Source organism: Variovorax gracilis, assembly GCF_030317115.1.
Lineage (GTDB): Bacteria > Pseudomonadota > Gammaproteobacteria > Burkholderiales > Burkholderiaceae_C > Variovorax > Variovorax gracilis.
In genome coordinates, this window is sequence record NZ_JASZYF010000007.1 from 290,337 (window position 1) to 313,515 (window position 23,179).

20 protein-coding genes and 1 pseudogene are annotated in these 23,179 nt (G+C 61.6%); 8 read left to right on the forward strand and 13 right to left on the reverse strand.

Features of this window, described 5'->3' with window-relative positions; genetic code table 11:
• Window positions 1-226: 226 nt before the first annotated feature.
• Window positions 227-1,231 carry a carbon-nitrogen hydrolase family protein gene (locus tag QTH97_RS16715; protein ID WP_286569447.1) on the reverse strand — a complete coding sequence of 335 codons (1,005 nt, stop codon included), beginning with the start codon at window positions 1,229-1,231 and terminating at the stop codon, window positions 227-229.
• A gap of 178 nt (window positions 1,232-1,409) precedes the next feature.
• Here QTH97_RS16715 and QTH97_RS16720 point away from each other — a divergent pair, with 178 nt between their 5' ends.
• The gene (locus tag QTH97_RS16720; RefSeq protein WP_286569448.1) at window positions 1,410-2,423 is read left to right on the forward strand and encodes a helix-turn-helix domain-containing protein; all 1,014 of its coding nucleotides are present in this window, start codon (window positions 1,410-1,412) and stop codon (window positions 2,421-2,423) included.
• A 51-nt stretch (window positions 2,424-2,474) separates the two neighbouring features.
• On the opposite strand, the gene QTH97_RS16725 is transcribed toward QTH97_RS16720, so the two are convergent.
• Window positions 2,475-3,314: an IS66 family transposase gene (locus QTH97_RS16725; protein ID WP_286569485.1), complete on the reverse strand. Its 840-nt coding sequence runs from the start codon at window positions 3,312-3,314 to the stop codon at window positions 2,475-2,477.
• 75 nt (window positions 3,315-3,389) lie between these two features.
• Window positions 3,390-3,488 (reverse strand): IS66 family transposase zinc-finger binding domain-containing protein, encoded by a 99-nt coding sequence (locus QTH97_RS16730; protein WP_286569487.1) that lies wholly within the window; start codon window positions 3,486-3,488, stop codon window positions 3,390-3,392.
• Window positions 3,489-3,915: 427 nt separating this feature from the next.
• Between QTH97_RS16730 and QTH97_RS16735 the strand changes: the two genes are divergently transcribed.
• From QTH97_RS16735 to QTH97_RS16755, 5 genes are all read left to right on the forward strand, one after another.
• A complete protein-coding gene (locus QTH97_RS16735) occupies window positions 3,916-5,304 on the forward strand; it encodes an MFS transporter (RefSeq protein ID WP_286569450.1) in 1,389 nt (462 codons plus the stop codon).
• 78 nt (window positions 5,305-5,382) lie between these two features.
• A complete protein-coding gene (gene mdlC / locus QTH97_RS16740) occupies window positions 5,383-6,966 on the forward strand; it encodes a benzoylformate decarboxylase (RefSeq protein ID WP_286569452.1) in 1,584 nt (527 codons plus the stop codon).
• A 42-nt stretch (window positions 6,967-7,008) separates the two neighbouring features.
• A complete protein-coding gene (locus tag QTH97_RS16745) occupies window positions 7,009-8,499 on the forward strand; it encodes a benzaldehyde dehydrogenase (RefSeq protein ID WP_286569453.1) in 1,491 nt (496 codons plus the stop codon).
• Between the two features lie 96 nt (window positions 8,500-8,595).
• Entirely contained in the window at window positions 8,596-9,693 is a 1,098-nt protein-coding gene (locus tag QTH97_RS16750) for an alpha-hydroxy-acid oxidizing protein (RefSeq protein WP_444813445.1), read from the forward strand.
• Between the two features lie 353 nt (window positions 9,694-10,046).
• Window positions 10,047-10,847 carry a class II aldolase/adducin family protein gene (locus QTH97_RS16755; RefSeq protein ID WP_286569456.1) on the forward strand — a complete coding sequence of 267 codons (801 nt, stop codon included), beginning with the start codon at window positions 10,047-10,049 and terminating at the stop codon, window positions 10,845-10,847.
• Between the two features lie 39 nt (window positions 10,848-10,886).
• Here the strand turns inward: QTH97_RS16755 and QTH97_RS16760 are convergent, their stop codons facing one another.
• Window positions 10,887-11,807 carry a LysR family transcriptional regulator gene (locus QTH97_RS16760; RefSeq protein WP_286569457.1) on the reverse strand — a complete coding sequence of 307 codons (921 nt, stop codon included), beginning with the start codon at window positions 11,805-11,807 and terminating at the stop codon, window positions 10,887-10,889.
• Here QTH97_RS16760 and QTH97_RS16765 point away from each other — a divergent pair.
• Window positions 11,806-12,063, forward strand: a complete 258-nt coding sequence (locus QTH97_RS16765; protein ID WP_286569458.1) for a hypothetical protein — start codon at window positions 11,806-11,808, stop codon at window positions 12,061-12,063. The two genes, QTH97_RS16760 and QTH97_RS16765, sit on opposite strands and share 2 nt — an antisense overlap.
• A gap of 142 nt (window positions 12,064-12,205) precedes the next feature.
• On the forward strand, window positions 12,206-13,666 hold the full coding sequence (gene iaaH, locus QTH97_RS16770; protein ID WP_286569488.1) for an indoleacetamide hydrolase: 1,461 nt from the start codon (window positions 12,206-12,208) through the stop codon (window positions 13,664-13,666).
• Between the two features lie 614 nt (window positions 13,667-14,280).
• Here iaaH and QTH97_RS16775 read toward each other — a convergent pair.
• The 9 genes and pseudogenes from QTH97_RS16775 to benD form a co-directional block, all read right to left on the reverse strand.
• A complete protein-coding gene (locus QTH97_RS16775; RefSeq protein WP_286569460.1) occupies window positions 14,281-15,876 on the reverse strand; it encodes a dynamin family protein in 1,596 nt (531 codons plus the stop codon).
• Entirely contained in the window at window positions 15,873-17,171 is a 1,299-nt protein-coding gene (locus QTH97_RS16780; protein WP_286569463.1) for a GTPase, read from the reverse strand. The genes QTH97_RS16775 and QTH97_RS16780 overlap by 4 nt, the downstream gene beginning before the upstream one ends.
• 65 nt (window positions 17,172-17,236) lie before the next feature.
• Entirely contained in the window at window positions 17,237-17,515 is a 279-nt protein-coding gene (gene catC / locus QTH97_RS16785; RefSeq protein WP_286569464.1) for a muconolactone Delta-isomerase, read from the reverse strand.
• Between the two features lie 16 nt (window positions 17,516-17,531).
• Window positions 17,532-18,359 carry a 3-oxoadipate enol-lactonase gene (gene pcaD, locus QTH97_RS16790; protein WP_286569466.1) on the reverse strand — a complete coding sequence of 276 codons (828 nt, stop codon included), beginning with the start codon at window positions 18,357-18,359 and terminating at the stop codon, window positions 17,532-17,534.
• Window positions 18,360-18,802: 443 nt separating this feature from the next.
• Entirely contained in the window at window positions 18,803-19,738 is a 936-nt protein-coding gene (gene catA, locus QTH97_RS16795) for a catechol 1,2-dioxygenase (RefSeq protein ID WP_286569467.1), read from the reverse strand.
• A gap of 135 nt (window positions 19,739-19,873) precedes the next feature.
• A complete protein-coding gene (locus tag QTH97_RS16800) occupies window positions 19,874-21,028 on the reverse strand; it encodes a muconate/chloromuconate family cycloisomerase (RefSeq protein ID WP_286569490.1) in 1,155 nt (384 codons plus the stop codon).
• Between the two features lie 278 nt (window positions 21,029-21,306).
• The gene (locus QTH97_RS16805) at window positions 21,307-21,606 is read right to left on the reverse strand and encodes a GYD domain-containing protein (protein WP_353655638.1); all 300 of its coding nucleotides are present in this window, start codon (window positions 21,604-21,606) and stop codon (window positions 21,307-21,309) included.
• Between the two features lie 69 nt (window positions 21,607-21,675).
• Entirely contained in the window at window positions 21,676-23,037 is a 1,362-nt protein-coding gene (locus QTH97_RS16810; RefSeq protein WP_286569468.1) for an MFS transporter, read from the reverse strand.
• A gap of 33 nt (window positions 23,038-23,070) precedes the next feature.
• Window positions 23,071-23,179, reverse strand: a pseudogene (gene benD / locus QTH97_RS16815) (1,6-dihydroxycyclohexa-2,4-diene-1-carboxylate dehydrogenase); the annotation flags it as partial.

Sequence of the window (23,179 nt, forward strand, 5' to 3'; positions counted from 1 at the left end):
TCTGCGCCATCCAGAACGAACGCGCCGCTTCTTCGCCAGCGGATGATCGCGCGCAAGCGAGCACGAAAGGCTCTGCGACCAGCGACTCAAACTACAAGGTCGAACTCGGCCAGTTGGACCGACTACCGCGAGCGCACTCGTTGCCGCGATCGGCGACGCAAAGAGTCTCTGTAAATGGCCAGTGGTATCGGTGTAGTTGAGCGCGCGTTCTCCAACTGCCCCTGGGCTAGCGGGGCGCCTCTTCCGCGCCGCTGATCTCCGTGTATTCGGGGTCGAATGCGTGAACCCGCGTTCCTGGCTTTTTGTTGAGAAGAAGCCGCACCACGTCCGGCCGCGAATAGTGTCCCGTCGGGTCGTAAGCGGCCTTGGCCACGCCGATGAATCCGAGGTCGATGTCGGCGTACAGCAGACCCTCGGCGGTCTCCGGCAGCGGTTCGCACAGGGGCTTGGCATCAGGGCCAAAAATTTGGGCAAAGCCCCCACCTTCCAGCAGCAGCTGTCGTTTGGTTGGCGTGTCTGCCAGCATGTCCATCATTTCCTTGGACACAGTGGCACAGGGCGCTACGACGAAACAACCGCCCTCCAGCGCGTAGATCTGGCTCGCTGCGAGGTTGGCCTCCGCGCTGAGCTGAAACGCCGCGCCTCGATATACCGAAAAGCTGGGCCAAGCTGCGATATGAATCTGCTCGTGCTGCGAGTACATGGCGTATTTGGACAGCGGCTGGATGTGCTCGGCGCATGACAGGGCCCCCATGCGCCCGAGTGTGGTGTCATGCACCGCCAGATCGCTGCCGTCGCCTTCGCCATAGACGGTGCGCTCGGCATGGGTCGGCTTTAGCTTGCGACGCGTCGCGACCACCTTGCCCTGGTCATCGATGATGGCTTGCGCGATATAGAGTGTCCCACCCAGCCGCTCACAGAAACCAAGGACGACGAAGATGTTGTTCTGCGCCGCCGCGTCGCAAAGGCGCTGCCACTGAGGGCTGCCTACAACCAGAGCATTCTCAAAGTGTCGTTGCACGAACTGCATGCCCCACGCCGGTGAATCCAGCCAGATCCACCACGGGTATCCCGGCAGGAAGACCTCCGGGAAAGCAATCAGGTCGGCACCCGCCTTGGCTGCCTCCGCAATCAAGCGGATCGACTTGTCGATGCCATTGTCCAAGTTCAGGAATTCAGGCGCAGCCTGCACGGCGGCGACTTTGTATTGGTTGCGGACGGGATTGCTCATCGGGACGGCTCCAGAAGGTTGTCTGAACATTGACCACTTACGGACTAAATGATCGAATGCCTGAGTCGCCACGGCTGTGCTCACTGCGAACAATGGTTGTGCTGCATCCGACGCGCAGGCACACTCATTGCATGGACGTCCGTTGCCCCCCGGCTCTCGCCACCACGAGGTCTCCATCATGGTGAAGATACAGCAGACCCACCCCGAACCCGGCATCATCGTTGTAAGCGCCGACACCTCGTGCGAGCGCCCCGCCGATCGCGCCGAATTCTGGAACGAGGTCGTCCGCAAGCAGGTGGTCGAACTGGAATGCAAGACCGACACTGGCCAAGACCTCCTTTGCACGCTCGATGGGTTCTCGTGTTCGACCGGCTCGGCCAACGCCATCCACGTTGGAAAGATGTCGGTGCGCCGCTTGGCCAGGGCAGTCGATAGAGAACCATCCGATGCCGTTGTTCTGAATCTCCTCCTACGGGGCGAGATGCAGGTTGCTCAACTCGGCAACGAAGGGTTACTAACGCCCGGAGACTTCTCGATCTGCGTCGCCGACAGACCCTACGAATTGCAGATTCCGGTCGGCATGCAGGTTGCCAGCTTCCGCATACCCGTCGAGCAGATGGGATGCAACAGGACCGCGCTCAAGCGACTGGCTGCCCGCACATTCAGTGGCGAGAGCGGGATGGGTCCGCTCGTCAGGGCCTACGTCTTGGCCTTGATGAAGCAGCGGCTGACCATCACCTCAAAGGCGGCCGAAGCGGCGATGCGGCAATTGGCGTCCTTGCTTGGGGCCGCAGCGCAGGAGGCGCTACAGGAAAGCAGCGTGCAACGAACGGAGCATCGCGAGCGCATGGTCCTGCAGGCGAGGTACCACGTGGACCGAAACATCGACAGCGACGAACTCAGCGCCGCCTCGGTGGCAGCGGCGATGAGAGTCTCGACGCGGCATCTTCAGCGCGTGTGGGCCGACGAAGAGGATTCGCTTGTAGCCTACATCGCGAGGAAGAGACTGGAACGTGTCGCCGCCAGCCTGAGCAATCCGGCGCGGTCGATGGAGTCCTTAACCCAGATCGCGATGTCTCATGGCTACCTGAACATGAGCCATTTTTCGCGCGCGTTCCGCGAGAAGCATGGCATGACCCCCAGCGCGTTTCGGCAGGGCGCAGCTATCTCGACGGCAACGCATCGTGCGTAACCGGGGCCTTAAGGCCCTATTGACGCCGGCTGGCGAATAGGTCGACGAGGCTCAGACCTCGAGGACATGGCGCAGCACATGGAACGGTACCCGCCAGGTCTCGCCATCGCCGGTGCCGAGGGCGGCGGTGCGCTGGTTGATGCGCACGATCACGCCGGTGACGTTGCGCCCCTCCCGGTCATTGAACGTCACGGTGTCTCCGCGTTGGGAACTCGCGCGCAGGGGACGCCGGCCTGACCGGCTCGGGCGGCGGCTCATAGGCAGCTTGCTCATCGCGACGTCCCGCAGCGGCGCTTGTCGCACCTGGCGTCTCACCCCAGGAGGTTGACCTCGGATCTGGGCTTCGATCGCATACAGCGCGGCAATGCGCTGCAGCGCCTGCTCGGCGATCGACCCGGGCACGAAGCCTTGGCTCTCGTGCAGATCCGAGAACGGTCGCCTCGCGTGAGCCCAGCAAGAAGCTCCGACGACGTGCCCGCTCGAATAGATCTTGCCGTACCCGCCGTAGGCATCGGCTTGAAGGATGCCGCTGTAGCTCGCAAGGTGTGCCTGCGGATGCTCACCCCTGCGTTGGGCGAGTAGCGATACCAGGCCGCAGGCAGTTCTGTGTTGCCAGCCGGCCAGTCGTCTCGCACGTAGACCCACAAGCGACCGGTCTTGGTGCGGCCCCGGCCGGGATCGAGCACGGCCACCCACCGGCGTGTCATCGGCATGCACCTTCTCGCCGGCCAGCACGTAGCGCCCGAGCGCGGCCACCAGCGGGTCGAACAGCTTCTCTCTCTGGCCCACCCAGCCGGCCATGGTCGAGCGGTCGATGACGACGCCGTCGCGGCCGTAGATGCGGCTCAGGCGGTGCAGCGGAATGTGATCGAAGTATTTGGACACCAGCACGTTGGCCAAGAGTCCCGGGCCGGGGGCTACGCCGCGTGCGATCGGCCGGCTCGGTACGGCGGCCTGGAAGATCGCTTAGCAAGCGACGCACGACAGCTTAGGCCGCACATGACGGATCACCTTGAAGCGCGAAGGCATGTACTCGAGTTGCTCCGAGACGTCGTGACCAATCAGGCGAAGACGGCCGCCGCAGGCCGGTACAGGTGCGCGGGCAGCTTGCGATCGATCTCCGGTGCGTTGGCGGCGTCGGATTTGGCGGTCGCGAAGTTCACTGGCTGCATCAAGGGATCGCTGCAAGCCGTGCCGACCTTGGCGCATGAGCGCAACCTCACATGCCAAACGGTAATGACTTCTCCGTAAAACGGCAATGGCAATTGAAATGATGGAGTTTCATACTCACCGACGCCAAAACATCGCGTCATTCTGACGCTTTATACGGAGACATATAGATGGAAACAGATGAATATCGGAATTGTTATTCCGAGCCGCCACGCTACATCGAGTCAATTGCAATGTCGCATGGCTGCCCACTCCCTATTGCCGTTGGAGGACCGCTGCTGCGTCGCCTCGTCGGGCTCGATCAGCACAAAGGAGCATCACGATGAGCGCGTCGAGCAACCCCAACATACGTGCTGTTGATATTGGGCAGATTCTCGACGATGGGCCATGGACAACGATGCAGAAGCTGGTCGTCATTCTCGCGGCATTTGCCATCGTGGCAGACGGATTCGATGGGCAGCTCATTGGCTACGCCATACCCTCTCTCATCAAGGAATGGGGCCTGACGCGTGGCGATTTTGCCCCCGTAGTGGCATCGGGCCTTGTCGGCATGGGCATCGGCAGCGCGTGCGCAGGCTTATTCGCTGACCATTTCGGGCGCCGCATGGCGGTAATATTAAGCGTTGTCATATTCAGCATTGCAACCTGCGCCATTGGATTTGCCCCGAATCTTTGGGTAATCGCCGCGCTTCGCTTTGTCGCAGGCCTCGGAATTGGCGGCGCCCTGCCGACCTCGACGACCATGACGGCGGAATTTACGCCGGCGCGCAGCCGTACGATGGCAATTACTGCAACCATCGTCTGTGTTCCGCTAGGCGGCATGCTTGCCGGGATTTTTGCGAGTTTTGTGCTGCCCGCATTCGGCTGGCGTGGCCTTTTCTGGATCGGCGGTTTGCTTCCGCTCACGCTCGCCGTCGTGCTGCTGCTGAAGTTGCCGGAATCGCCGAGGTTCCTCGCTCACCATCACGCGCGCTGGCCGGAATTGACCAGGCTGCTAGGCAGGATGAAACGCCCGGTTCCAACGGGAACCGCGTTCGTCGACAGCAGAGAGCAAGAGGTCTCCGAAAACGCAGGCATCCGAGCGCTGTTCCAGGACGGGCGGGGACGTGACACCTTTGCGCTCTGGGGCGCCTGCTTCGCCTGCTTGCTCGCCGTCTACAGCGCCTTTAGTTGGCTGCCGACGATGCTGGCCAACGAAGGACTGAGCCCGGCCGTCGCCGGCTCCGGCCTGACCGCCTACAACCTCGGAGGCGTGTGCGGCGCGTTGATCTGTGCAGCGGCCGTTGCTCGCTACGGCTCCCGTTGGCCGCTGGCAATATTCAGCGCGGGCGGCGCCATCAGTGCCTTCCTTCTGGTCGGAGTGAATCCGACGCAAAGCACCTCGCTGCTGATCTTTGGCGTGGGCGTGCACGGACTGTTCGTGACCACCGTGCAATGCATCATCTATTCGCTCTGCGCCAACGTCTATCCGACCAACGTACGTGCGACAGGCACCGCAGCGACGCTCGCAATCGGCCGCCTAGGAGCCATCTTGAGTTCCTTTGCCGGAGCCGCGGTGATAACAGCCGGCGGTGCCGCGACCTACTTCACCATGCTCGGTATCGCCATGATTGGCGTACTGGTCTGCCTCTGGACGGTCAAGCGTCAGATTCGTCCGGTTCAAAAGCGGCAGCCCGGGCTTGAGGGAGCAGCGTCGTCGATGACCCACTAGCTCACGCCAGACGGACGACGGGAACTCGCGCGGTTCCCGTCCACCTCTGCATTCCTTTTCTCAATTTCCGATGCGTTTATGACCAAGACAGTCCACACCACTACCTACGAGCTGCTGAGAGAGCGCGGCATGACGACGATCTTTGGTAACCCTGGCTCTAACGAGCTTCCATTTCTCAAGAACTTTCCGACAGACTTTCGCTACGTTCTTGGTCTGCATGAGGGCGTCGTACTGGGTATGGCGGATGGTTACGCGCAAGCCACCGGTCGGCCAGCTTTCGTCAACCTTCATGCAGCAGCCGGCACGGGGAACGCGATGGGCGCGCTGACCAATTCCATGTCTTCGCATTCGCCGCTGGTGATCACCGCGGGGCAGCAGGTGCGCTCGATGATCGGCTTGGAACCGATGTTGACGAATGTGGATGCCGTATCGCTGCCGCGGCCGCTGGTGAAATGGAGCTACGAACCTGCCAGTGCGCAAGATGTGCCGCGGGCGATCAGCCAAGCAATTCACATGGCAGCGCTACCGCCTCAGGGGCCGGTGTATGTGTCGGTTCCCTATGACGACTGGGATGCCCCCAGCGCGCCGCAAAGCGAGTTGCTCTATTCGCGTGTCGTGAGCGGGGCGACAGTCCCATCGACGCAGGTGCTCGATGACCTGGCGGATCGGCTCGCGCAAGCTCGCAATCCAGTGCTAGTTCTGGGATCGGATGTGGATGCGACCAGAGCCCAGCCGGCAGCCGTCAAGCTTGCAGAGAAACAGCGTCTCCCCGTGTGGATTGCACCGTCGTCGGCGCGCTGTCCATTCCCGACAACGCATCCATTTCTACGGGGAATCCTGCCGGCCGGAATCGCCTCCATCTCGCGGCTGCTCGACGGGCACGACCTGATCCTCGTTGTCGGCGCGCCGGTCTTTCGCTACCACCAGTTCGAGCCTGGCGTGCTGCTGCCCGAAGGTGCCGAAGTGGTCCACATCACCTGTGACCCGCAGGAGGCAGCACGCGCACCTATGGGGCACGCGATCGTGGCGGATATTCGACTTACCCTAGAGTTGATCGCCCAGTCGGCCTCGGCCTCCGAACGGCCCAAGCCAAACGGTCGGTCCGCGCCCCCCAAGGCTCCACCGTCTGGCCATGCCCAGCGACTCGCGCCGGAGGTTGTATTCGACGTGCTCGCGGAGTTGGCCCCGCGCGATGCGATCTACATCAATGAGTCGACGTCAACGACCAACATCCTGTGGGATCGGTTGCCGATGGAAGAGCCCGGCAGTTACTACTTTCCCGCCGCCGGCGGCCTGGGCTTCGGAATTCCCGTGGCAATCGGCGTGCAGTTGGCTTGCCAGGACAGACGCGTGATTGCCGTTATCGGCGATGGCTCGGCCAACTTCTCTATCACCGCCCTCTGGACGGCGGCACAACATCGGGTCCCCGCCATCTTTGTGATCTTGAAGAACGGGACCTATGGCGCGTTGCGATGGTTCGCTGACACGCTCCAGGTCGAGGACGTGCCCGGCCTCGATGTGCCAGGCATCGATTTCTGCTCGCTGGCACGCGGATACGGCGTGCGTGCTGTCACCGCCGACACGGAACAAGGGTTCCGGGAGGTGCTGACGGCAGCCCTGGATCAAGAAGAACCCATCCTCATCGAAGTAGCAACCTGCTGATCAACTGAAACAACTGCAATGCAGCAATGAACGGAGACATTCATGGAAACAGCTCAACACACCACTTCTGCCGCCAAGAGCGCATGGCTTGACGAATCCAATTGGCGCGATGCCATATTCAATGGGCGCTGGGAACGCGTGGGTCAGCCGACCGATGTCTTTTCGCCAGCGACGGGCGAAGCGATCGGCCGCATCGCTCTCGTCGGCGCCGCGGAAGTCTCGCGCTCCGCTGCGACTGCGCGGGACGCCCAGCGCGCATGGCATCAACTCGATTTCGAACAGCGAGCCCGCATACTGCGCAAAGCGGCCGATCTTGCCGAAGCCCATCTGCCAGAGCTTGCGGACTGGATCGTTCGTGAAAGCGGCTCGGTGCGTGCAAAAGCCGAATTCGAAATGGGGATCACGATCCGCAGCCTGCGGGAAGCAGCCGCCATGCCCTCTCAACCGCAGGGGCTGGTGCTTCCCGGCAGCAGCGACCGAATCAGCCTGTGCCGACGGCTGCCCCTCGGGGTAATCGGCGTCATTGCGCCGTTCAATTTTCCGTTGTATCTCGCGATGAGAGCCGTCGCGCCGGCGTTGGCGGTAGGCAATGCAGTCGTCTTGAAACCGGACCCCCGGACAACGATCAGCGGTGGCGTCGTCATCGCGCAGTTGCTGGCCGAGGCCGGATTGCCCGAGGGCGTCCTCCATGTTCTTCCGGGTGGCGGAGATGCCGGCGCAGCGCTGTGCAGCGACCCGAACATCGCGATGATTGCTTTCACGGGCTCCACGGCAGCCGGGCGCAAGGTCGGAGAATTGGCAGGCCGACACCTCAAGAAGGTATCGCTGGAACTGGGTGGCAAGAACTCTCTTATCGTGCTCGATGACGCCGACATGGACCTCGCCGTCTCCAATGCGGCTTGGGGCGCCTACCTCCATCAGGGCCAGATCTGCATGGCAACCGGTCGCATCCTCGTTCAGCGCGGGATCGCAGAGGAATTCACGCGACGGCTCGCTGAGAAGGCGAGCAATCTGCCGGTCGGAGATCCTTCGACAAACCAGGTTGCACTTGGACCCTTAATCAATCGCACGCAGATCGCTCACGCCCAGGACATCGTGGACCGTTCAGTGTCCGCTGGAGCCAAGCTTGAAGCGGGAGGTACCCATGAAGGCTTGTTCTTCAAGGCGACCGTGCTCAGCGGAGTCTGTCCCGGAATGCCGGCCTTCGAAGAGGAGGTGTTCGGCCCTGTCGCGCCAATCACGACTTTCGAGACCGATGAAGAAGCCATCACCTTGGCCAACCAGACCGAATATGGCCTGTCCGCCGGCGTCATTTCGCGCTCCGTGAGTCGCGCGTTCAGCCTGGGCAATCGTCTTCGCACAGGCCTGCTGCACATCAACGACCAGACGGTCGCGGACGACGTTGTCAATCCGTTCGGAGGCGTTGGAGCCTCCGGAAACGGAACCAGCATCGGCGGCCCCGCCAACTGGGAAGAGTTCACGCAGTGGCAGTGGGTCACCGTGCGTGGCACGGCTCAAGCGTACCCGTTCTGACGCGTCGACCGTCTTGGCATTCGAGGGAGCACGCTCTTGGGCAAGCCACGCAACGTCGAGGACTACCGAAAGCTCGCGGCGGGTCGGTTACCGCGAATGGTATTCGACTACTTGGACGGCGCGGCTGAAAGCGAGCGCGGACTGCGGCGCAACGCTGCTGCCATCGAGACCATCTGCTTCGACCCCAAGCGGTTGGAGGACGTGAGTAAACGCGACCTCTCGATCGAGTTGTTCGGACGAAAGCAGCAGATGCCGCTCGTCATCGCCCCTACCGGTCTGAATGGGGCGCTATGGGCGGATGGCGACGTCATGCTCGCGCGTGCTGCGGCAAACGCGGGCATTCCCTTCGTGCTCTCCACTGCTTCCAACGTCACCATCGAGGAGGTGGCCGATCGGGCTGGCGGCGACCTCTGGTTCCAGCTCTACGTCGTTCAACGTACATTGGCCCGATCCCTGACCGATCGCGCGTTGGCGGCGGGCTACAAGACGCTTGTCCTGACTGTGGACGTGGCGGTCAACGGTAAGCGTGAACGGGACATGCGGAACGGCTTTGCGATACCGTTCCGATACTCGCCTCGCGCCATGTTGGACGGAGTCATGCACCCCTCTTGGCTGATGCGCCAACTGAGTCACGGGTTGCCGGCGCTTGCCAACTTCGCCAGCGCGGGAAGCACAGACGTCAATGCGCAGGCAGCGCTCATGAACCGCCAGATGGACGCCAGCTTTGCATGGGATGACTTGAAGGCGCTGCGGGATCTTTGGCCCCACACCTTGCTTGTCAAGGGAGTACTCAGCGCCGATGAAGCCGAGCGCTGTGTCGGGCTGGGGGTCGATGGCGTGGTGATCTCCAATCACGGCGCACGCCAGCTAGAAGACGTCGCCGCGCCAATTGCGAAGCTACCTGAATTCGCAGGACGGCTCCACCAGCCGATTTTGGTCGATAGCGGATTTCGCCGCGGTGCCGACGTTGTGAAAGCATTGGCGCTTGGCGCGAACGCAGTGATGTTGGGGCGCGCGACGCTGTACGGGCTCGCTGCAGGCGGGGAAGCAGGAGTCGCCGACGTGCTGCGGATCATCCGCCAAGAGATCGACACGACGCTTGCGCTGATCGGATGCGCTCGGGCTGCCGACCTCGGCTCGAAGTTCATATTGGGCCACACCGTGCCCCGCAGCCTTGGCGAGGCAGAGGGGTAGCGTCGGTCAATTGCGTTACTAGATAAAAACCTAGGGCGGCAAGTCGGCTCAACCTTCGAGAGCCGACTTCGCATGCAACTTCGCAAGGCGGCATCCACTACGTTTTCCGATCATCTTGCTGCCTATAGGCCTGGAAAAAACGTCGAGTCGAGAGAGGACTTTGTCGGTCCAACCGGTCCAACGAAGCACAGGTTGCTGCTTTTGAATCCATGTCCCAGAGAGCATGGCTTTTGCGCAAAAAGGCAATTTCAAGTTCCGCATCGAAATTCAATACTCACTCGCCCCCGCTTCGCAAAGCTTGCGCCGGAGCGCTGAGCACTTAAACCTACTGAGACAAACAACCTGGAGACAACATGTCCAAGATGACCCTCACAAACCCCCAGCTGGTTGAAGCACTCGCCGAAAGCCGGCGCAAGGCCAACCGCGTCGATCCGGCCGAGTGGGCGATGCGCGTCGAGCTCGCCGCCTGCTACCGGTTGGTTGCCCATTTCCGCATGACGGACTGGGTCTACAACCATATCTCGGCGGCGATCCCGGGCTCCCCCGATCACTACCTGATCAATCCTTTCGGGTTGCTGTACGAAGAGGTCTCGGCGTCCAACCTCGTCAAGGTCGATGTAAATGGCAACCTGGTCGATGACGATCCGTACGACGTGAACCCGGCGGCTTTCGTGATCCACGGCGCCATCCACCAGGCAAGACCCGATGCAGTCTGCGTGCTCCACACGCATACGGCCGCCGGCGTTGCCGTATCAGCGCAAGCCGAAGGCTTGCTGCCGCTCTCGCAGCATGCACTGCGTTTTCATGACCGCGTGGCCTACCACGGCTTTGAAGGAATTGCGCTTGACCTCGACGAGCAGCGTCGCCTAGTGCAGGATCTCGGCGCCAAGAAGGTCCTGATCCTGCGCAATCACGGGCTGTTGACGGTGGGCAAGACCGTGGGAGACGCCTTCAAGGAGATGTTCTTTCTCGAGCGCGCCTGCCAGATCCAGGTGGCAGCGCTTGCCGGGAACCGCCCGATGACGCTTCCTCCGCCGGAAGTCTGCGAGCACACTGCCTCGCAGTTCGACAACGATGCGTCCTTCCTGCAAGGCCGCGACTGGCGGGCGCTCCTTCGCCTGCTCGATCGAATCGACCCGTCCTACAAGGAGTAGCAGGCACTCTGCTGCAAATGGCTAGAGCCGCAGGAAGAATCAGAGGATTGCCGGCTGATGTTCCGCCGTGAGCAGGCGGAGCTCCTCGAGAAGCTTGACGGCGGGACTGGGAAGGATGCCCCCCCGCCGGCGGAAAGCCGTCAACGTTCGGGTGCCGGTCAGCCCGGGTATCGGCAGCGCGTCGAGCAACCGCGCCTTGATTTCTGCCTGGTACATCGGCTCCGGCAGCCAAGTCAAAAAGCCGGATTGGGCCACGAGATTCTTCAGCATCATGACGGAACGTGTTTCTACGAGGATCTCGGGCATACCCAGGCCTTGGGCCGCGAAGACCTGCTCCATGTGCTCGTATGGCGCTGTTCCTTTTGGCGTGGTCGTCCACCGTTCGCCGATCACGTCGGCCAGTCCAACCTCTCGCTTACGCCGCAAGGGGTGTTCCATGCCAGCCACGACGTAACTGCAGTCGTTCCACCGGCAATCCTTGATCGCGGTGATCTCAGCGGTGTCCGCAACGGACACACCCAGCGCCAGATCGATCTCATGCTTGAGCAGACCTTCCGCAAGCCGATCCCAGACCCCTTCGACGACGGACACACGCAGTTTCGGCCACTTCACCAGCACGCGGTCGATCGCCTGCGGAAGTGCGATGCAGGCGATGCTGCCTAGCGCGCCCACGCGAATCGTGCCCTTTGCCAGCCCCCGCATTGCATTGATCTCTTCGCTCGCGTGCTCCGACTCTCGCAGCAGCAAGGTTGCGTGCGGCAACAACGCGCCGCCGATGTCCGTCAGATGCATCCCCTTGGCATGACGCTCGAACAGGGGCGCGCCGACTTGATCCTCCAAGCGCTTGAGCGTGCGGCTGAGCGCCGGCTGCGTAATGTTGAGCGCAACCGCTGCGCGGCCCAAACTGCCGGTCTCCATGATCGTGGCAAATGCATGCAGGTGCTGCAGGTCGAAGGGCATGCAAAACGGTAATGGCTTTTCCGCGAAAAAGCAATTTCGTTTCAACGCGGTAAAACTGATAGTAGCGCCTGAGCATGCCACTCCGAATCACGGCAACCGGATACCGCAAAAAGTAGCGCCTTCGGCCGCAACGGTCCCTGCAACCGCTACCTCTATCTCGGTGCGCGACACCGCCTACGACCTGATGCGCAGTTCCGGTAATGACGTTGGTGTTCGGCAATCCCCGATCAACGAGTCGTCAATCGAGATTGCCTGAACACATACCCCATCCACCCGGAACCCTACTCATGACAACCCAAACTTCTCGCCGCCGCTTCCTTGAAACGTCCGGCGCAATCACCGCCTCTTCCCTTTTTGGTGGCGTGTTGAGCGCTTGCGCCACCACCACACGAACCCCGATGAGCAAGACCGAACAGGTTGCGTTGACCGCTTCCCAAGCTGTCGATGCCATTCGCAATGGCCGCCTGTCGGCGGAGGTCTACGTGACAACGCTGCTCGAACGTGCCGAGCAGCAATCGGGCCTCAACAGCATGATCGCGCTCAACAAGGCGGGCGCGCTGGCTGCCGCGCGCAAGGTCGATGCGGCGCGCGCCAGCGGGGCTACGTTGCCGCCGCTTGCAGGCCTGCCAATTGTCGTGAAGGACAACATTAACACTTCCGACATGCCGACCACCGGGGGCACGCCAGCACTGAAAGACGTTCGACCGACCGCGAATGCACCAACCCTGCAGCGCCTGATCGACGCGGGCGCGATCGTGCTGGGCAAGGCCAATATGCACGAACTCGCCTTCGGCACCACCAGCACCAACTTCACAAGCTTCGCGGGCACGGTCCACAACCCCTATGACGTCAGAAGGGTGCCGGGCGGGTCGTCGGGCGGAACCGGGGCGGCCATTGCCGCGCGAATCGCACCGGCGGGTCTCGGCACCGACACGGGCGGTTCGGTGCGAATTCCGGCCGCCTTGTGTGGCATCGCGGGGCTCCGGCCGACCGTTGGCAACGGCGGTGCTCAGCGCCGCTACGACGGCACGGGTGTCCTGCCGATCAGCCGCACCCGCGACACGATCGGGCCGATGGGTCGAACGGTAGCGGACGTCGCGCTGCTCGACGCAGTGGTCACAGGCGCTTCCATCGCCAAACCTGTCCAACTATCGGGCCTGCGCCTTGGCGTGCCCGCGAGCTTCTGGAAGGACACGGAGACGCAAGTAGCGACTGTCATGGCGAGCGCCCGGACCAGACTGCAATCCGCAGGCGTAGTATTTGTCGACATCGACACCGTCGGTCTATGGGAACTGGACGCGAAGGTGTCGTTCCAGGTCGTGCTGCATGAAGCCGGCCAAGACATCCCGGCCTACCTGGTAGCGACCGGCGTCAAGGGGGTCACGCTGGCTGACATCGCCGCCAAAGTCGCCAGTCCGGACGTAAAGGGTCCGATGGGCGCCGTATTGGGTGACGTGACCGCGGCGGAGTATCAGGCGGCGATCACGCAGTACCGCCCGCAGATGCAGGCGCTCTACGCGCGCTATTTCGCGGACAACCGCCTTGACGCGATGATGTTCCCGACCACGAGCGTTGTCGCTCCCGTCATTGATTCCCGGGACGGGTCTTCGAAGATCTCGGTCAACGGTGGACCGCTCGTGGAAACCTTTGCCACCATGATTCGCAACTCCGACCCCGGCAGTACCACCGGCGTGCCCGGCATCACGTTGCCCGCTGGCTTGACCGCAACGGGCCTGCCGGTTGGATTGAGCCTAGATGGGCCTATGGGAAGTGACGCGAAGTTGCTGGGCATTGGCCTGTCGATGGAATCGCTCCTCGGCGTATTGCCACCACCGACCCTGCCCCAGCTACCGGCATGAGCCAGCCGCAGTCGCACCGCGCACCCCACCGAAAATTCCCAATGAGAGCGCCGTCACCGGATGGCTGCGCGCGGGCGGCGCTTGCGCAAGTGCGCCGCATTCCCATGTCGAGCCATCTCTTCCAAGAGGTCCGTGCGCATTTGATGGCCGTGACGCCAACCGGCCATTGGCTTGAACCTATCCTCGCCCACCCGCTGGCCTTTGAGGACGGCTGTGCGCTACTCGGCGACAGCACTGGCCCGGCATCTTGTGGCGAAGAGGCGGTGTCGCGCTTCGCGACTTGAAAACTGGCGCCTTTCCCGCCCGTCTGGCCGTGCTTCGAACAGCAGCAGCAAACGACCGGACCATTTCTCGCCAGATGAGTGGTCAACCCGGATTCATCGCTTCGGCGCCATTTGAGGATTGCCGGCGTGGTCAGGCCTTCGTCGCTCGATGGGAGGCAGCGCACGCCTTCGCGGTGCAGGTTCCGCACTGGCCGCGACACCGGAGCGTAGCCCAGGCCGCAGCCACGAGGCCGACGCGGTCCGCACCTCGTCGGTCTCGCGCAGTCGCGGGCTTCAGCCCGCGCGAATGACACTTCTCCAGCACTTGAGCCGAGACGGGTGCTTGATTCGTCACTCGTTTGCACAACGTAGTTGATTCTTGACCTTCAGCAGAGCGGTATCCTGGCGTGCAAGCGCAACCTGCAGCACTCTGGCCGAGTTTTCAATCTCATCGAACGCTCGGCCGCATTGCTCAAAGACGACTTCGAGCTGCTCCACCAGCCGCTGATGGATAACCTCCTGCAACGCATCGTGAAGTCGTTCGTGATTGACAGTGCTCGGGCTGGGGTTTGGCAAAATGGACTCATTTGTGCCGTTGCCTGCGGAGACGACTTCATAGCCGAGATCGGCCGATATTTTGGCTTGTAGATCATCCCCGCCTTCAGGCATGCGGAATTCATGCTCTCCCAACTCCAGCGACACTTCGTACGCCAGGGTTCTCTGCAGAAGATCTCCCAATTCGCGGGACAACTTGGCTACGTCTCCTGAATGATCGAATTCCTCCAGCATGCGAGGCAACGATGAGGCCACCTGACGCCAAACCATTTTGGTTATTCGCGGCCGGAGTTCCTGCAGCCTTTCACGCTGCTGCATCATGCGGCTGAGCAGACGCGATAGCGCCGGCTGTATGCTGGCCTTGATCGTGCCCGAGACATTCTCTTCCAGATGATGCAACAGTACTTCAACGGGTTTGCGTTGCTTGTAGGCACGCGCAGGCCCAATGAGATCTAGCACCGCGCCACACAACCGGATGAATCCGCTCTCGCAGAGAGCCTGCGGCGTTTGCCTCTGCTCACGCGCGACATGAGCTGAAATCGACACGGGAGCCTTTAGCACGTCGGGCGGTACGCCCATCTGCCTCAGCTTACTTTGCGCACGCAGATGCACGTCGTCTTCTTGTAGTTGCCGATTGGCCGGCGTCTTATTGCGCAGTAGTTTGACGATTTCACCATCGAGCTCGTCTTCTTCGACAACGTCACTGCGAGTGATCACCGGCAACAGGGGCTTGCTACGATGCAACTCGCGCGCCATCTCGTTGAGCTCTTGCACCTGACCCGGCGAGGTGGAACTGGTCAGCCACAGGATTGCATCCGCGCTGTCGGTAAAGCGCTGCGTCAATGCGGCGTTCTCGGGCGTGACGGAATGCAGACCGGGCGTATCCAGCAGTACCATGCTGTGACCGAGGCTCACACCCTGCAGGCGCGCCGTGGTCTCGGTTGCACCCTCTTGGAGCGGCTGTGTCGTTCGAACAATGCGCCCGGCGTCAAGATGGAAGTACTTCACGACCCGGCCGTGGGCGGAAAAGCGCTCTGCCAGCAAATTGCACAACGAGCTCTTGCCCGCGTTGAACTTCCCGAAGACCAGCAGCATCACCCGGTCGTCAAAGGCCTGGGCCAGAAGCTTTGCGGGTTCGAGCAACGCCCATTGGCGCGTCCACCCAGTGGCGCTCGCTGAAAGCAACTCGTTGATCTCGTTGATCTCAAGTACCAGCACATGGGCGTCGCGCAGAGATTGCGGTCGCTGCAATTGATGCTCGGTCAATGCTCGCGTGAGTGTCGTTAGCCAGCCCTCCAGAAGCTGCGTCATCTCAGTCAAATCGACTTGCGTCAACTCGATGCCGTCGGCGGCCTCGATCAAGCGCAGTTCCGCAGCGTCGGCGTTAGTCATACTGTCTTCTCAAACATCTTCGGATCTTCGAGGCCGAGCAGTGCTTCCAACGCCCGCTCCGCGACGCACAGGTCGCGTTCGGCGGCAGCGATACTCGCAGACAATTCAACACGGTCAGCAGACATCTCAAAATAGCGCGCGAACTCTTTCTCCATTCGTTCACGGCCTGCTACCTCGCAAAAGATTTGCTGCAGGTCCTTGCGGTACTTCACATAGACGCCCAAGACAGCGATCATGATGCTATTTAGGCTGCGCACGGCCGTCCGCTGCGTCAACGGCAGTTCGGTGACGCCATGCTTGATCAAGATGGCGTTGATCTCGATGCAGGCCTTGGAATATGCCACCTGCAGCCGGTTTCGCTCGAGCTTTCCGGGTGTGACCTTGAACTGGTTCGCGAAGGAATCGGGGGCCAAGGAATGGTCAGGGCCTGGCACTTCGAGTACGGCCTGGATGTCGCCGGCGACCTTCTGCAGCGTCGCCGCCAGATCCTGATCGAAACGTTCGCGCTGGCGCGCCTGTCCCAGGCGCAGGCTGGACGCAAGAGCCAATCGCGCAGCCTTTAGCTGCTGCAGTTCGTCCCGGATATTTCCGACCAGGAATGCTGTCTCGAAGGATCGGGCATGCGGCACGCGTGCGGCAGCTCGCTCCAAGCTCTCTTGCAGCCCCGGGATGCCGCTGCGTACGCGCATCAAATTCTTGCTGTGCTCGATGCCATGGCGGTGCCGCGTAGCGGAGATGGTGTGCATCTCAAGCGCCGGAAGTTGCGCTTCGATAGTCTGCACCACTTGGCGGTAGTGCTGGTCGTGAGCGAGCTGATCCACCTGCGAAAGAACGAACAGCGTCTGTCGCCTGGTACGCTGGTCATCGCTACTCAGCGAGGCCAGGAGAGAGCGCTCGCTGGCATCCAGCTCACCTTCCTTGGCCGCGTGGACAAACAGCCGAATGTCGGATTCCAGCCAGGTTGCCTGTAGCGCATGCGCGTCGTCTTCCGTTTCCACATCCGCATCGAGGCCTGGCGCATCCAGCCATTGCACACCGCCGTGTTCGTGCGCCGAAAGTGCGACAGTCTCGCGTTTGTCCGCCACCGAGAAGGCGGCGTGCCCGATAAGTTCATTGAGCAGGCGGCTCTTTCCATGGTTGTACTTGCCGATGACGGCTACCACGGGCGGCCGCTTCTTATCTGCCAGGATCCGCAGGCGGGTCAGATCGTGGGCACGTTCTGGCAAGGCAGAAAGGACTGCGAGTTCGGCCTCGCGACGATCATGGAAAGGGTTCATCCGGGTCGCTTCATTCACGTTGGCAGAGGATCTGCTGCGCCGGCCTTTCGCAGGTCGCTTGGCGACAGCAGTCTGGTCCTGCTCTACACGATGGAAGACGGATGCTTGGCCAATGGCGTCACCGTGATTTCCATGAATGGGAAGAGCGGGAGCTTGCTGAGGGTGTCGTGCAGTTCGTCATTGCTTGCGACGTCGAACACGCTGTAATTGGCGTACTCCCCCACGACACGCCAAAGGTGAGGCCATTTGCCCGATTGCTGCAAAGCTTGGGAGTAGGCTTTCTCCTCGGCCTTGACGCGCGCAGCTTCATCGGGCGCGACGGTTGGCGGGATGTTGACGATCATATGTACGAGATAGAGCATGGTGTTCCCTGGGTGTCTATAAGGGCTTCGCGTTGAAGGCAAAGAATTCGAGGACAGCGCGCTCGAAGGCTTCTGGCGCTTCGATGTTGGAGAGGTGCGACGCCGATACCACTGACAGAAGCGCGCCCGGAATTGCCGCCTGCATGGCTTCGGCGTCGACGACAGTCGTGACGGGATCAGACGCACCGGCCAGGAGCAAAGTGGGCGTGGCGATGCGGTCGATGTCGCTGCGCAAGTCGGAAGCAGCAAGTGCATCACAGCACGCTGCATATCCCTCCGGAGCGATGCCGGCGATCCAGTCTTGGGCGCATGCCACGGTCTCGGGATTTGCATTCGCAAAGTCTTCGGTGAACCAGCGTCCAGGCGCCGAGTCCGCCAGCGTGCGCATGGCGGCTTCGCCGCCCCGTCGCACCGTGGCAGCGCGCTCGTTCCAAGCGTCCGTGGCGCCCAGCTTTGCCGCACTATTGCACACCGCGATGGCGCTGAACCGGGAACGTGCGTGAATACCCAGCCAAAGTCCCGTGTGGCCGCCCATGGAAATACCGCAAAACGCTGCCATGTCGATGTTCAACGCATCGAGTACCGCCAACACGTCATGACCCAGGTCGTGGAAAGAGTAGGGGCCCGCCGTGACCGGGCTCCCGCCGTGGCCGCGCGTGTCGTATCGGATCAACCGGTGGTCCCTGGAAAAGGCGCTGACCTGCGGGCCCCACATCTCCAACGTCGTACCCAGCGAGTTGCTCATGATCAATGCCGGGGCAGCCGCGTCGCCGTCGATGGCGACGCGGAATGCCCCTCGCGCGGTGAGCAGAGAAGTTGTCAACGAGTCGGTGCGCTGAGTCATGGTCTATGGATCACACTTTTAGGTTTCAATCGGGTCTGCATGCTCCCGACACAGCAGGTATGCAGGCATGCTTGTCGCACATAGCCCTGGCCGCACGGTGATAGCGATGAACGGCGACACAGATGACCAGTGGCAGCAAGAGGCTGGACCGTGAAGACCGGAATTCCGCCTTCGGGGCGCAGCCATCTCCACATGCTGATGATCGCTGTGGTCCCAGGCGCCGGGCAATCGCGCGCCCGCACCAACGGGGTTCAGCACGTGCACTACCGTGTACCGGTTTCGGAACGTTGCCGCAATTTTCAACAGATGCGTTCGTGTACATGGAGGTACGAGGTACCTATGGGGATGTCCTCCGCCAGGACGCGCGCTGTCGCCAAGCTTGAGGCATATAAGCTATGGCAGGCAGGCGCATCTCCATCGCACCCCCATCGGCCTCTTAGCGTCTATGCAGCCAGCCGCGGGCGATCGACGATCTGGTTGTCGACGCCGTTGACCAAAGCAGTCAGCCTTATGTCGAACACGATCTCGGTAAACGGGCCAGCAAGCCCTTCAGCTTCGATACTGGCCTTGTCGGTGTGCTCTGTCAGCGGGGGCACGAGTCCTTCCCGGGTGGCATAGGCGAAATCGTCGTAGACCAGTGGGTCCCCGTCAATGTTGATCTGCGTGGTCAACTTTCGGTGGCCGTCGGATGTAACGAAGAAATGGATGTGCGCCGGGCGATTGCCGTGCCGCCCCAACTGGTTGAGCAGGCCCTGGGTGGGGCCGTCCGGAGGACAGCCGTAACCCACAGGCACGATGCTTTGAAACTTGTAGCGGCCTTGCGCGTCAGTCATGATGGTGCGACGCATGTTGAACGGCTGCTGCTCGCCGGTCGGGTCAAAGTGGGAATAGAACCCCTTTGTGTTGGCATGCCAGACCTCTACCTTGGCGCCAGGCAGGGGCTTGCCGTCCGCACCGTAGACAGTGCCGTGCATGATCAGGGGGTGTCCCTGTTTGTCGCTTCCGTCGTCAAGTCGTGCGAAGCCCTGCTCCACCGGTGCTCCCTCCACGTACAACGGACCTTCGATCGTGCGGGGCGTGCCGTCGGTCACGCCCAGCGCTGCATCTTCCGCGTCCATGCGCATATCGAAGTACCGGTCCAAGCCAAGCCCCGGTGACAACAAGCCAGCTTCGCCACGCGCGCCGAGTTGGTTCACATAGGCAATGCCCGCCCAATACTCGTCAGATGTGACGTCCAGATCCTCGATCGCCTTGAATAGGTCGGAGAGGATGCGATGGACTATCGTCTTGGTACGCGGGTTACCGCCTTCCTGATTGAGGCCGCTGGCCAAGCGCAGGAAGTCTTGCACTTCGGTGGTATTGAAGATTTGAGCGCTCATTGATGTCTCCGTTTCATGGGGGGTTGGTGACTATGGTGTTTTGTGGCCAGGTGGCGGTTTGCTTTTTCAAACTTTGGCCCGAGAAGACTTTCCAAGCCGGCTGTCGCCCTAGCAAAAAGTGTCTGGACAGGCTCCTTAGCCAGTAACGGCGACGCTCTGTGAAGAGCGGTCACGCCGATAGAAGTCGAGTTTGTCCAAGTCGAGTTGCACGCCCAGGCCCGGTACCTGCGGCAGTTGCAGTTCGAAGTCACGGAAGTCAGGGCGCTGCACGACGATGTCGTCCTTGAGCAGCAGCGGTCCAAACAACTCCGTGCCCCAGGCAAGCGTCGGGCAGGCGGCAAAGACGTGCGCCGCGGCGATGCTGCCGATGCTGCCTTCGAGCAAGGTACCGCCGTAGATGCCTACGCCGGCGGCATCGGCGACGGCTGCAGCCCGCAGCGTGGGCCAGAGGCCTCCTGCCTGAGAGATCTTCAAGGCATACACGTCCGCCGCAGCCTCCGCGGCCAGATCGAATGCGTCGATCGCATCGTGCACTGCTTCATCGGCCATGATTGGCACGTCGAAGCGGGCACTCAGGCGCCGGAGCGCCCGGCGATTGCGACGTGCCACGGGCTGCTCGATCAGGCCGACTCCGATCGCTTCGAGAGCGGCGATCCCTCGCACGGCCGTGGTTTCATCCCAGGCCTGGTTCACATCGACCGTCAGCAACACATCATCTCCAAGGCCGCGGCGAATGGCCTCAACGTGTGCTATGTCCTCCGCAAGCGGATGGCTGCCGATCTTGAGCTTGAACACGTTGTGGCGGCGAGCCTCGATCAACGACAGCGCCTCCTGGACGTCACGCGCCGCATCGCCGCTGGCGAGGGTCCACAGCACCGGAAGTGCATCTCGCACGGCGCCGCCGAGCAAGGCATGCACCGGCAGGCCCAGGCGGAGCCCCTGCGCGTCAAGCAGCGCAATCTCCACTGCAGACTTCGCAAAGGAGTTTCCCTGCACCGACGCCGACACGCGCTTGAGCGCGACATTGATCCGGGTGGCGTCCTGCCCGATTAGCAGTGGAGCGACGTAGGTGTCTATCGCACCTTTGATGCTCTCCGGACTCTGATCCCCGTAGGCCAAGCCACCAATCGTGGTGGCCTCCCCAACACCAGTGATGCCGTCGCTGCACACCAGCCGCACGATGACTAGCGTCTGGCGCATCATCGTCGTCATCGCCAGCTTGTGCGCGCGAATCGTTGGCAGGTCCACCAGGACTGATTCGATGCTTTGAATGGTTGGGCTTGGGTTCATGGTTGGCAATCTTCGTTGCGAAAGACCGATAGGTCCAATATCGATGCGGTCTGCAAAAATACCTTCAAGGTATTGTTGATGAGGGTTTACACCAATCACCCGCTCGTGCCGTGGTTCGCGCCGACTGCCGCGTGCGACGTTTCCTCAACCTGGTGTTTGGCCGGTTGAACCCTGGGGGGACGCTCCTTCTTGTTGCGCCGCGCCTGCTCTGACCTGCGTCATGGACAGGGCACCGCCATGGAGCGTTGAGGCAAGCGCTTGCCCGGTCCTGTGCGTGATCAGGGAAGCGCTCCAAGGATCTCCTCCATCTCGGATTCGCCAAACCCGCGCAGTGTCGTCGTGCGGAGATTTCCCTGAAGCGCCAACGCCAGCGCAGCTCTCGTCAGCGTCTCATCATCAGGAGCCTCTACGGTCAACACCACATCGTATTGGCCAAGAGTAAAGATCCACTCGCGAGCGTTCACCCCCATCCGGGCGAACGCTTCGCGCGCAGCCCGAGACCTTTTGACGGTGTCTTTGACCTCGCGCGCCCCTTTGTCGGTCCAGTTGCCCAGCAACACATACTTGCCCATATCCATGCTCCTTTTGATCATTCACACACGACAATTTGCACGAACCCGCGTTTAGGGCGATGCCTGACCTACGGCTCATTTGCGTGCCAATGCTGGCTCTGAGATTCCGGCGCTGACGTCCTGGTGATGGGTCGAAGAAGAGCGGCCGTGGTTAATCATTGCCACTGCCACCGCCGCAACTACCGCAGGGATCGCAATAGCAACAAAGTTCTGCTGCAGCGGCAGCGTCATTGCCACTAGCGCGCCTATCACGATCGGCGCCAGAATCGCACCACTGCGGCCGACTCCCGAGGCGAAGCCGATGCCGGTGGACCGGATGGACATCGGGTAAAACTGACCCACGTATGCGTAGGTCACGATCTGGGTCCCGATCGTCGAGGCGCCGGCCAAGCCCACGAGGAGGAAGAGGGCCTCGGACGACATCTTGACCCCAAGCAGAGTGATGGAGATCGCAGCCAGCACATACATCGAGAAAAGCACCCACTTGATATGGAACCGGTCTGCCAGCCAGCCGCCTCCCACCGCGCCGATCATCGCGCCGAAATTCAGCACCAGGACGAACGTGAGTGCCGACCCGAGGCTATAGCCTGCGCTTGCCATCAACTTGGTCAGCCATGAACTGAGAGCGTAGACCATGAACAAGCACATGAAGAAGGCGATCCAGAACATCACGGTGCTGAAGCCTCTGCCGTCCTGAAAGAGATGGCGCACTGGTGCACTGCCAACCTTGTCTTCTGCAGGAAGTGCGAAATGATCACTTGCCTGCGGATTGAAGCTGGGGTCCAACTTCGAGACGATAACCTTGAGCTCATCGTGGCGGCCTTTCGCGAGCAGGAACGGCATCGACTCGGGCAGCGACTTCAAGATCACCGGGATCAAGAGCACCGGAAGGCCGGCGGCCAGAAATACCGATGACCACCCGTAGTTCTCGATGAGGCCTTTGCCCAGTAGCGCGGCGAGCATGCCACCGACCGCATAGCCACTGAACATCAGCGTCACCATGGTCGCGCGTATCTTCTTCGGCGAGTATTCGGTCATTTGCGCCACGACATTGGGCATAACGCCGCCGATACCCAGACCGGCAAGAAAGCGCGTAATGCTGAACGTCACCGGGTCGTGGGTCAGGCCCGCAGCGGCCGTGAACACGCTGAACAAGCCGATGCAAATCGCGATCGCCCACCGGCGGCCAATGCGGTCCGCGATAGTGCCCAGAAAGATCGCGCCGAACATCATTCCAAACAGCGCGGCGCTGACCATGAACCCGGCGCGCGTCGGCTCCACGCCCATCTCCTTCATGATCGACGGCAGCGCGATGCCGGCCACTGCCAGGTCATAACCATCGAAGATGATGATCAGGGCGCACCAGAAGAGAACGAGACCGTGAAAGCGGTTGAAGCGGGCTTCGTCGGCAACCTTGTGAACGTCGATTTGTCTCATGTGTTTTCTCCTGGCGTTGTTTGCAGGGATGGTTCAGCCGAGGTCGCCGCCGCCGACTGGAAGGATCGACCCGGTGATATAGGACGATTCGTCGGACGCGAAGAACAGGATGGGGGCGACCTGCTCATCGATCGTTGCGTAT

Excerpts from the sequence above, each read along its gene's own strand:
- iaaH (WP_286569488.1), top strand. The coding sequence starts at position 12,206 with ATGAGCAAGACCGAACAGGTTGCGTTGACCGCTTCCCAAGCTGTCGAT.
- QTH97_RS16760 (WP_286569457.1), bottom strand. The coding sequence starts at position 11,807 with ATGCCCTTCGACCTGCAGCACCTGCATGCATTTGCCACGATCATGGAG.
- QTH97_RS16755 (WP_286569456.1), top strand. The coding sequence starts at position 10,047 with ATGTCCAAGATGACCCTCACAAACCCCCAGCTGGTTGAAGCACTCGCC.
- QTH97_RS16805 (WP_353655638.1), bottom strand. The coding sequence starts at position 21,606 with ATGGATATGGGCAAGTATGTGTTGCTGGGCAACTGGACCGACAAAGGG.
- mdlC (WP_286569452.1), top strand. The coding sequence starts at position 5,383 with ATGACCAAGACAGTCCACACCACTACCTACGAGCTGCTGAGAGAGCGC.
- QTH97_RS16715 (WP_286569447.1), bottom strand. The coding sequence starts at position 1,231 with ATGAGCAATCCCGTCCGCAACCAATACAAAGTCGCCGCCGTGCAGGCT.
- QTH97_RS16765 (WP_286569458.1), top strand. The coding sequence starts at position 11,806 with ATGCAAAACGGTAATGGCTTTTCCGCGAAAAAGCAATTTCGTTTCAAC.
- QTH97_RS16735 (WP_286569450.1), top strand. The coding sequence starts at position 3,916 with ATGAGCGCGTCGAGCAACCCCAACATACGTGCTGTTGATATTGGGCAG.
- QTH97_RS16775 (WP_286569460.1), bottom strand. The coding sequence starts at position 15,876 with ATGACTAACGCCGACGCTGCGGAACTGCGCTTGATCGAGGCCGCCGAC.
- QTH97_RS16800 (WP_286569490.1), bottom strand. The coding sequence starts at position 21,028 with ATGAACCCAAGCCCAACCATTCAAAGCATCGAATCAGTCCTGGTGGAC.
- QTH97_RS16810 (WP_286569468.1), bottom strand. The coding sequence starts at position 23,037 with ATGAGACAAATCGACGTTCACAAGGTTGCCGACGAAGCCCGCTTCAAC.
- catA (WP_286569467.1), bottom strand. The coding sequence starts at position 19,738 with ATGAGCGCTCAAATCTTCAATACCACCGAAGTGCAAGACTTCCTGCGC.
- pcaD (WP_286569466.1), bottom strand. The coding sequence starts at position 18,359 with ATGACTCAGCGCACCGACTCGTTGACAACTTCTCTGCTCACCGCGCGA.
- QTH97_RS16720 (WP_286569448.1), top strand. The coding sequence starts at position 1,410 with ATGGTGAAGATACAGCAGACCCACCCCGAACCCGGCATCATCGTTGTA.
- QTH97_RS16750 (WP_444813445.1), top strand. The coding sequence starts at position 8,596 with ATGGTATTCGACTACTTGGACGGCGCGGCTGAAAGCGAGCGCGGACTG.
- catC (WP_286569464.1), bottom strand. The coding sequence starts at position 17,515 with ATGCTCTATCTCGTACATATGATCGTCAACATCCCGCCAACCGTCGCG.
- QTH97_RS16745 (WP_286569453.1), top strand. The coding sequence starts at position 7,009 with ATGGAAACAGCTCAACACACCACTTCTGCCGCCAAGAGCGCATGGCTT.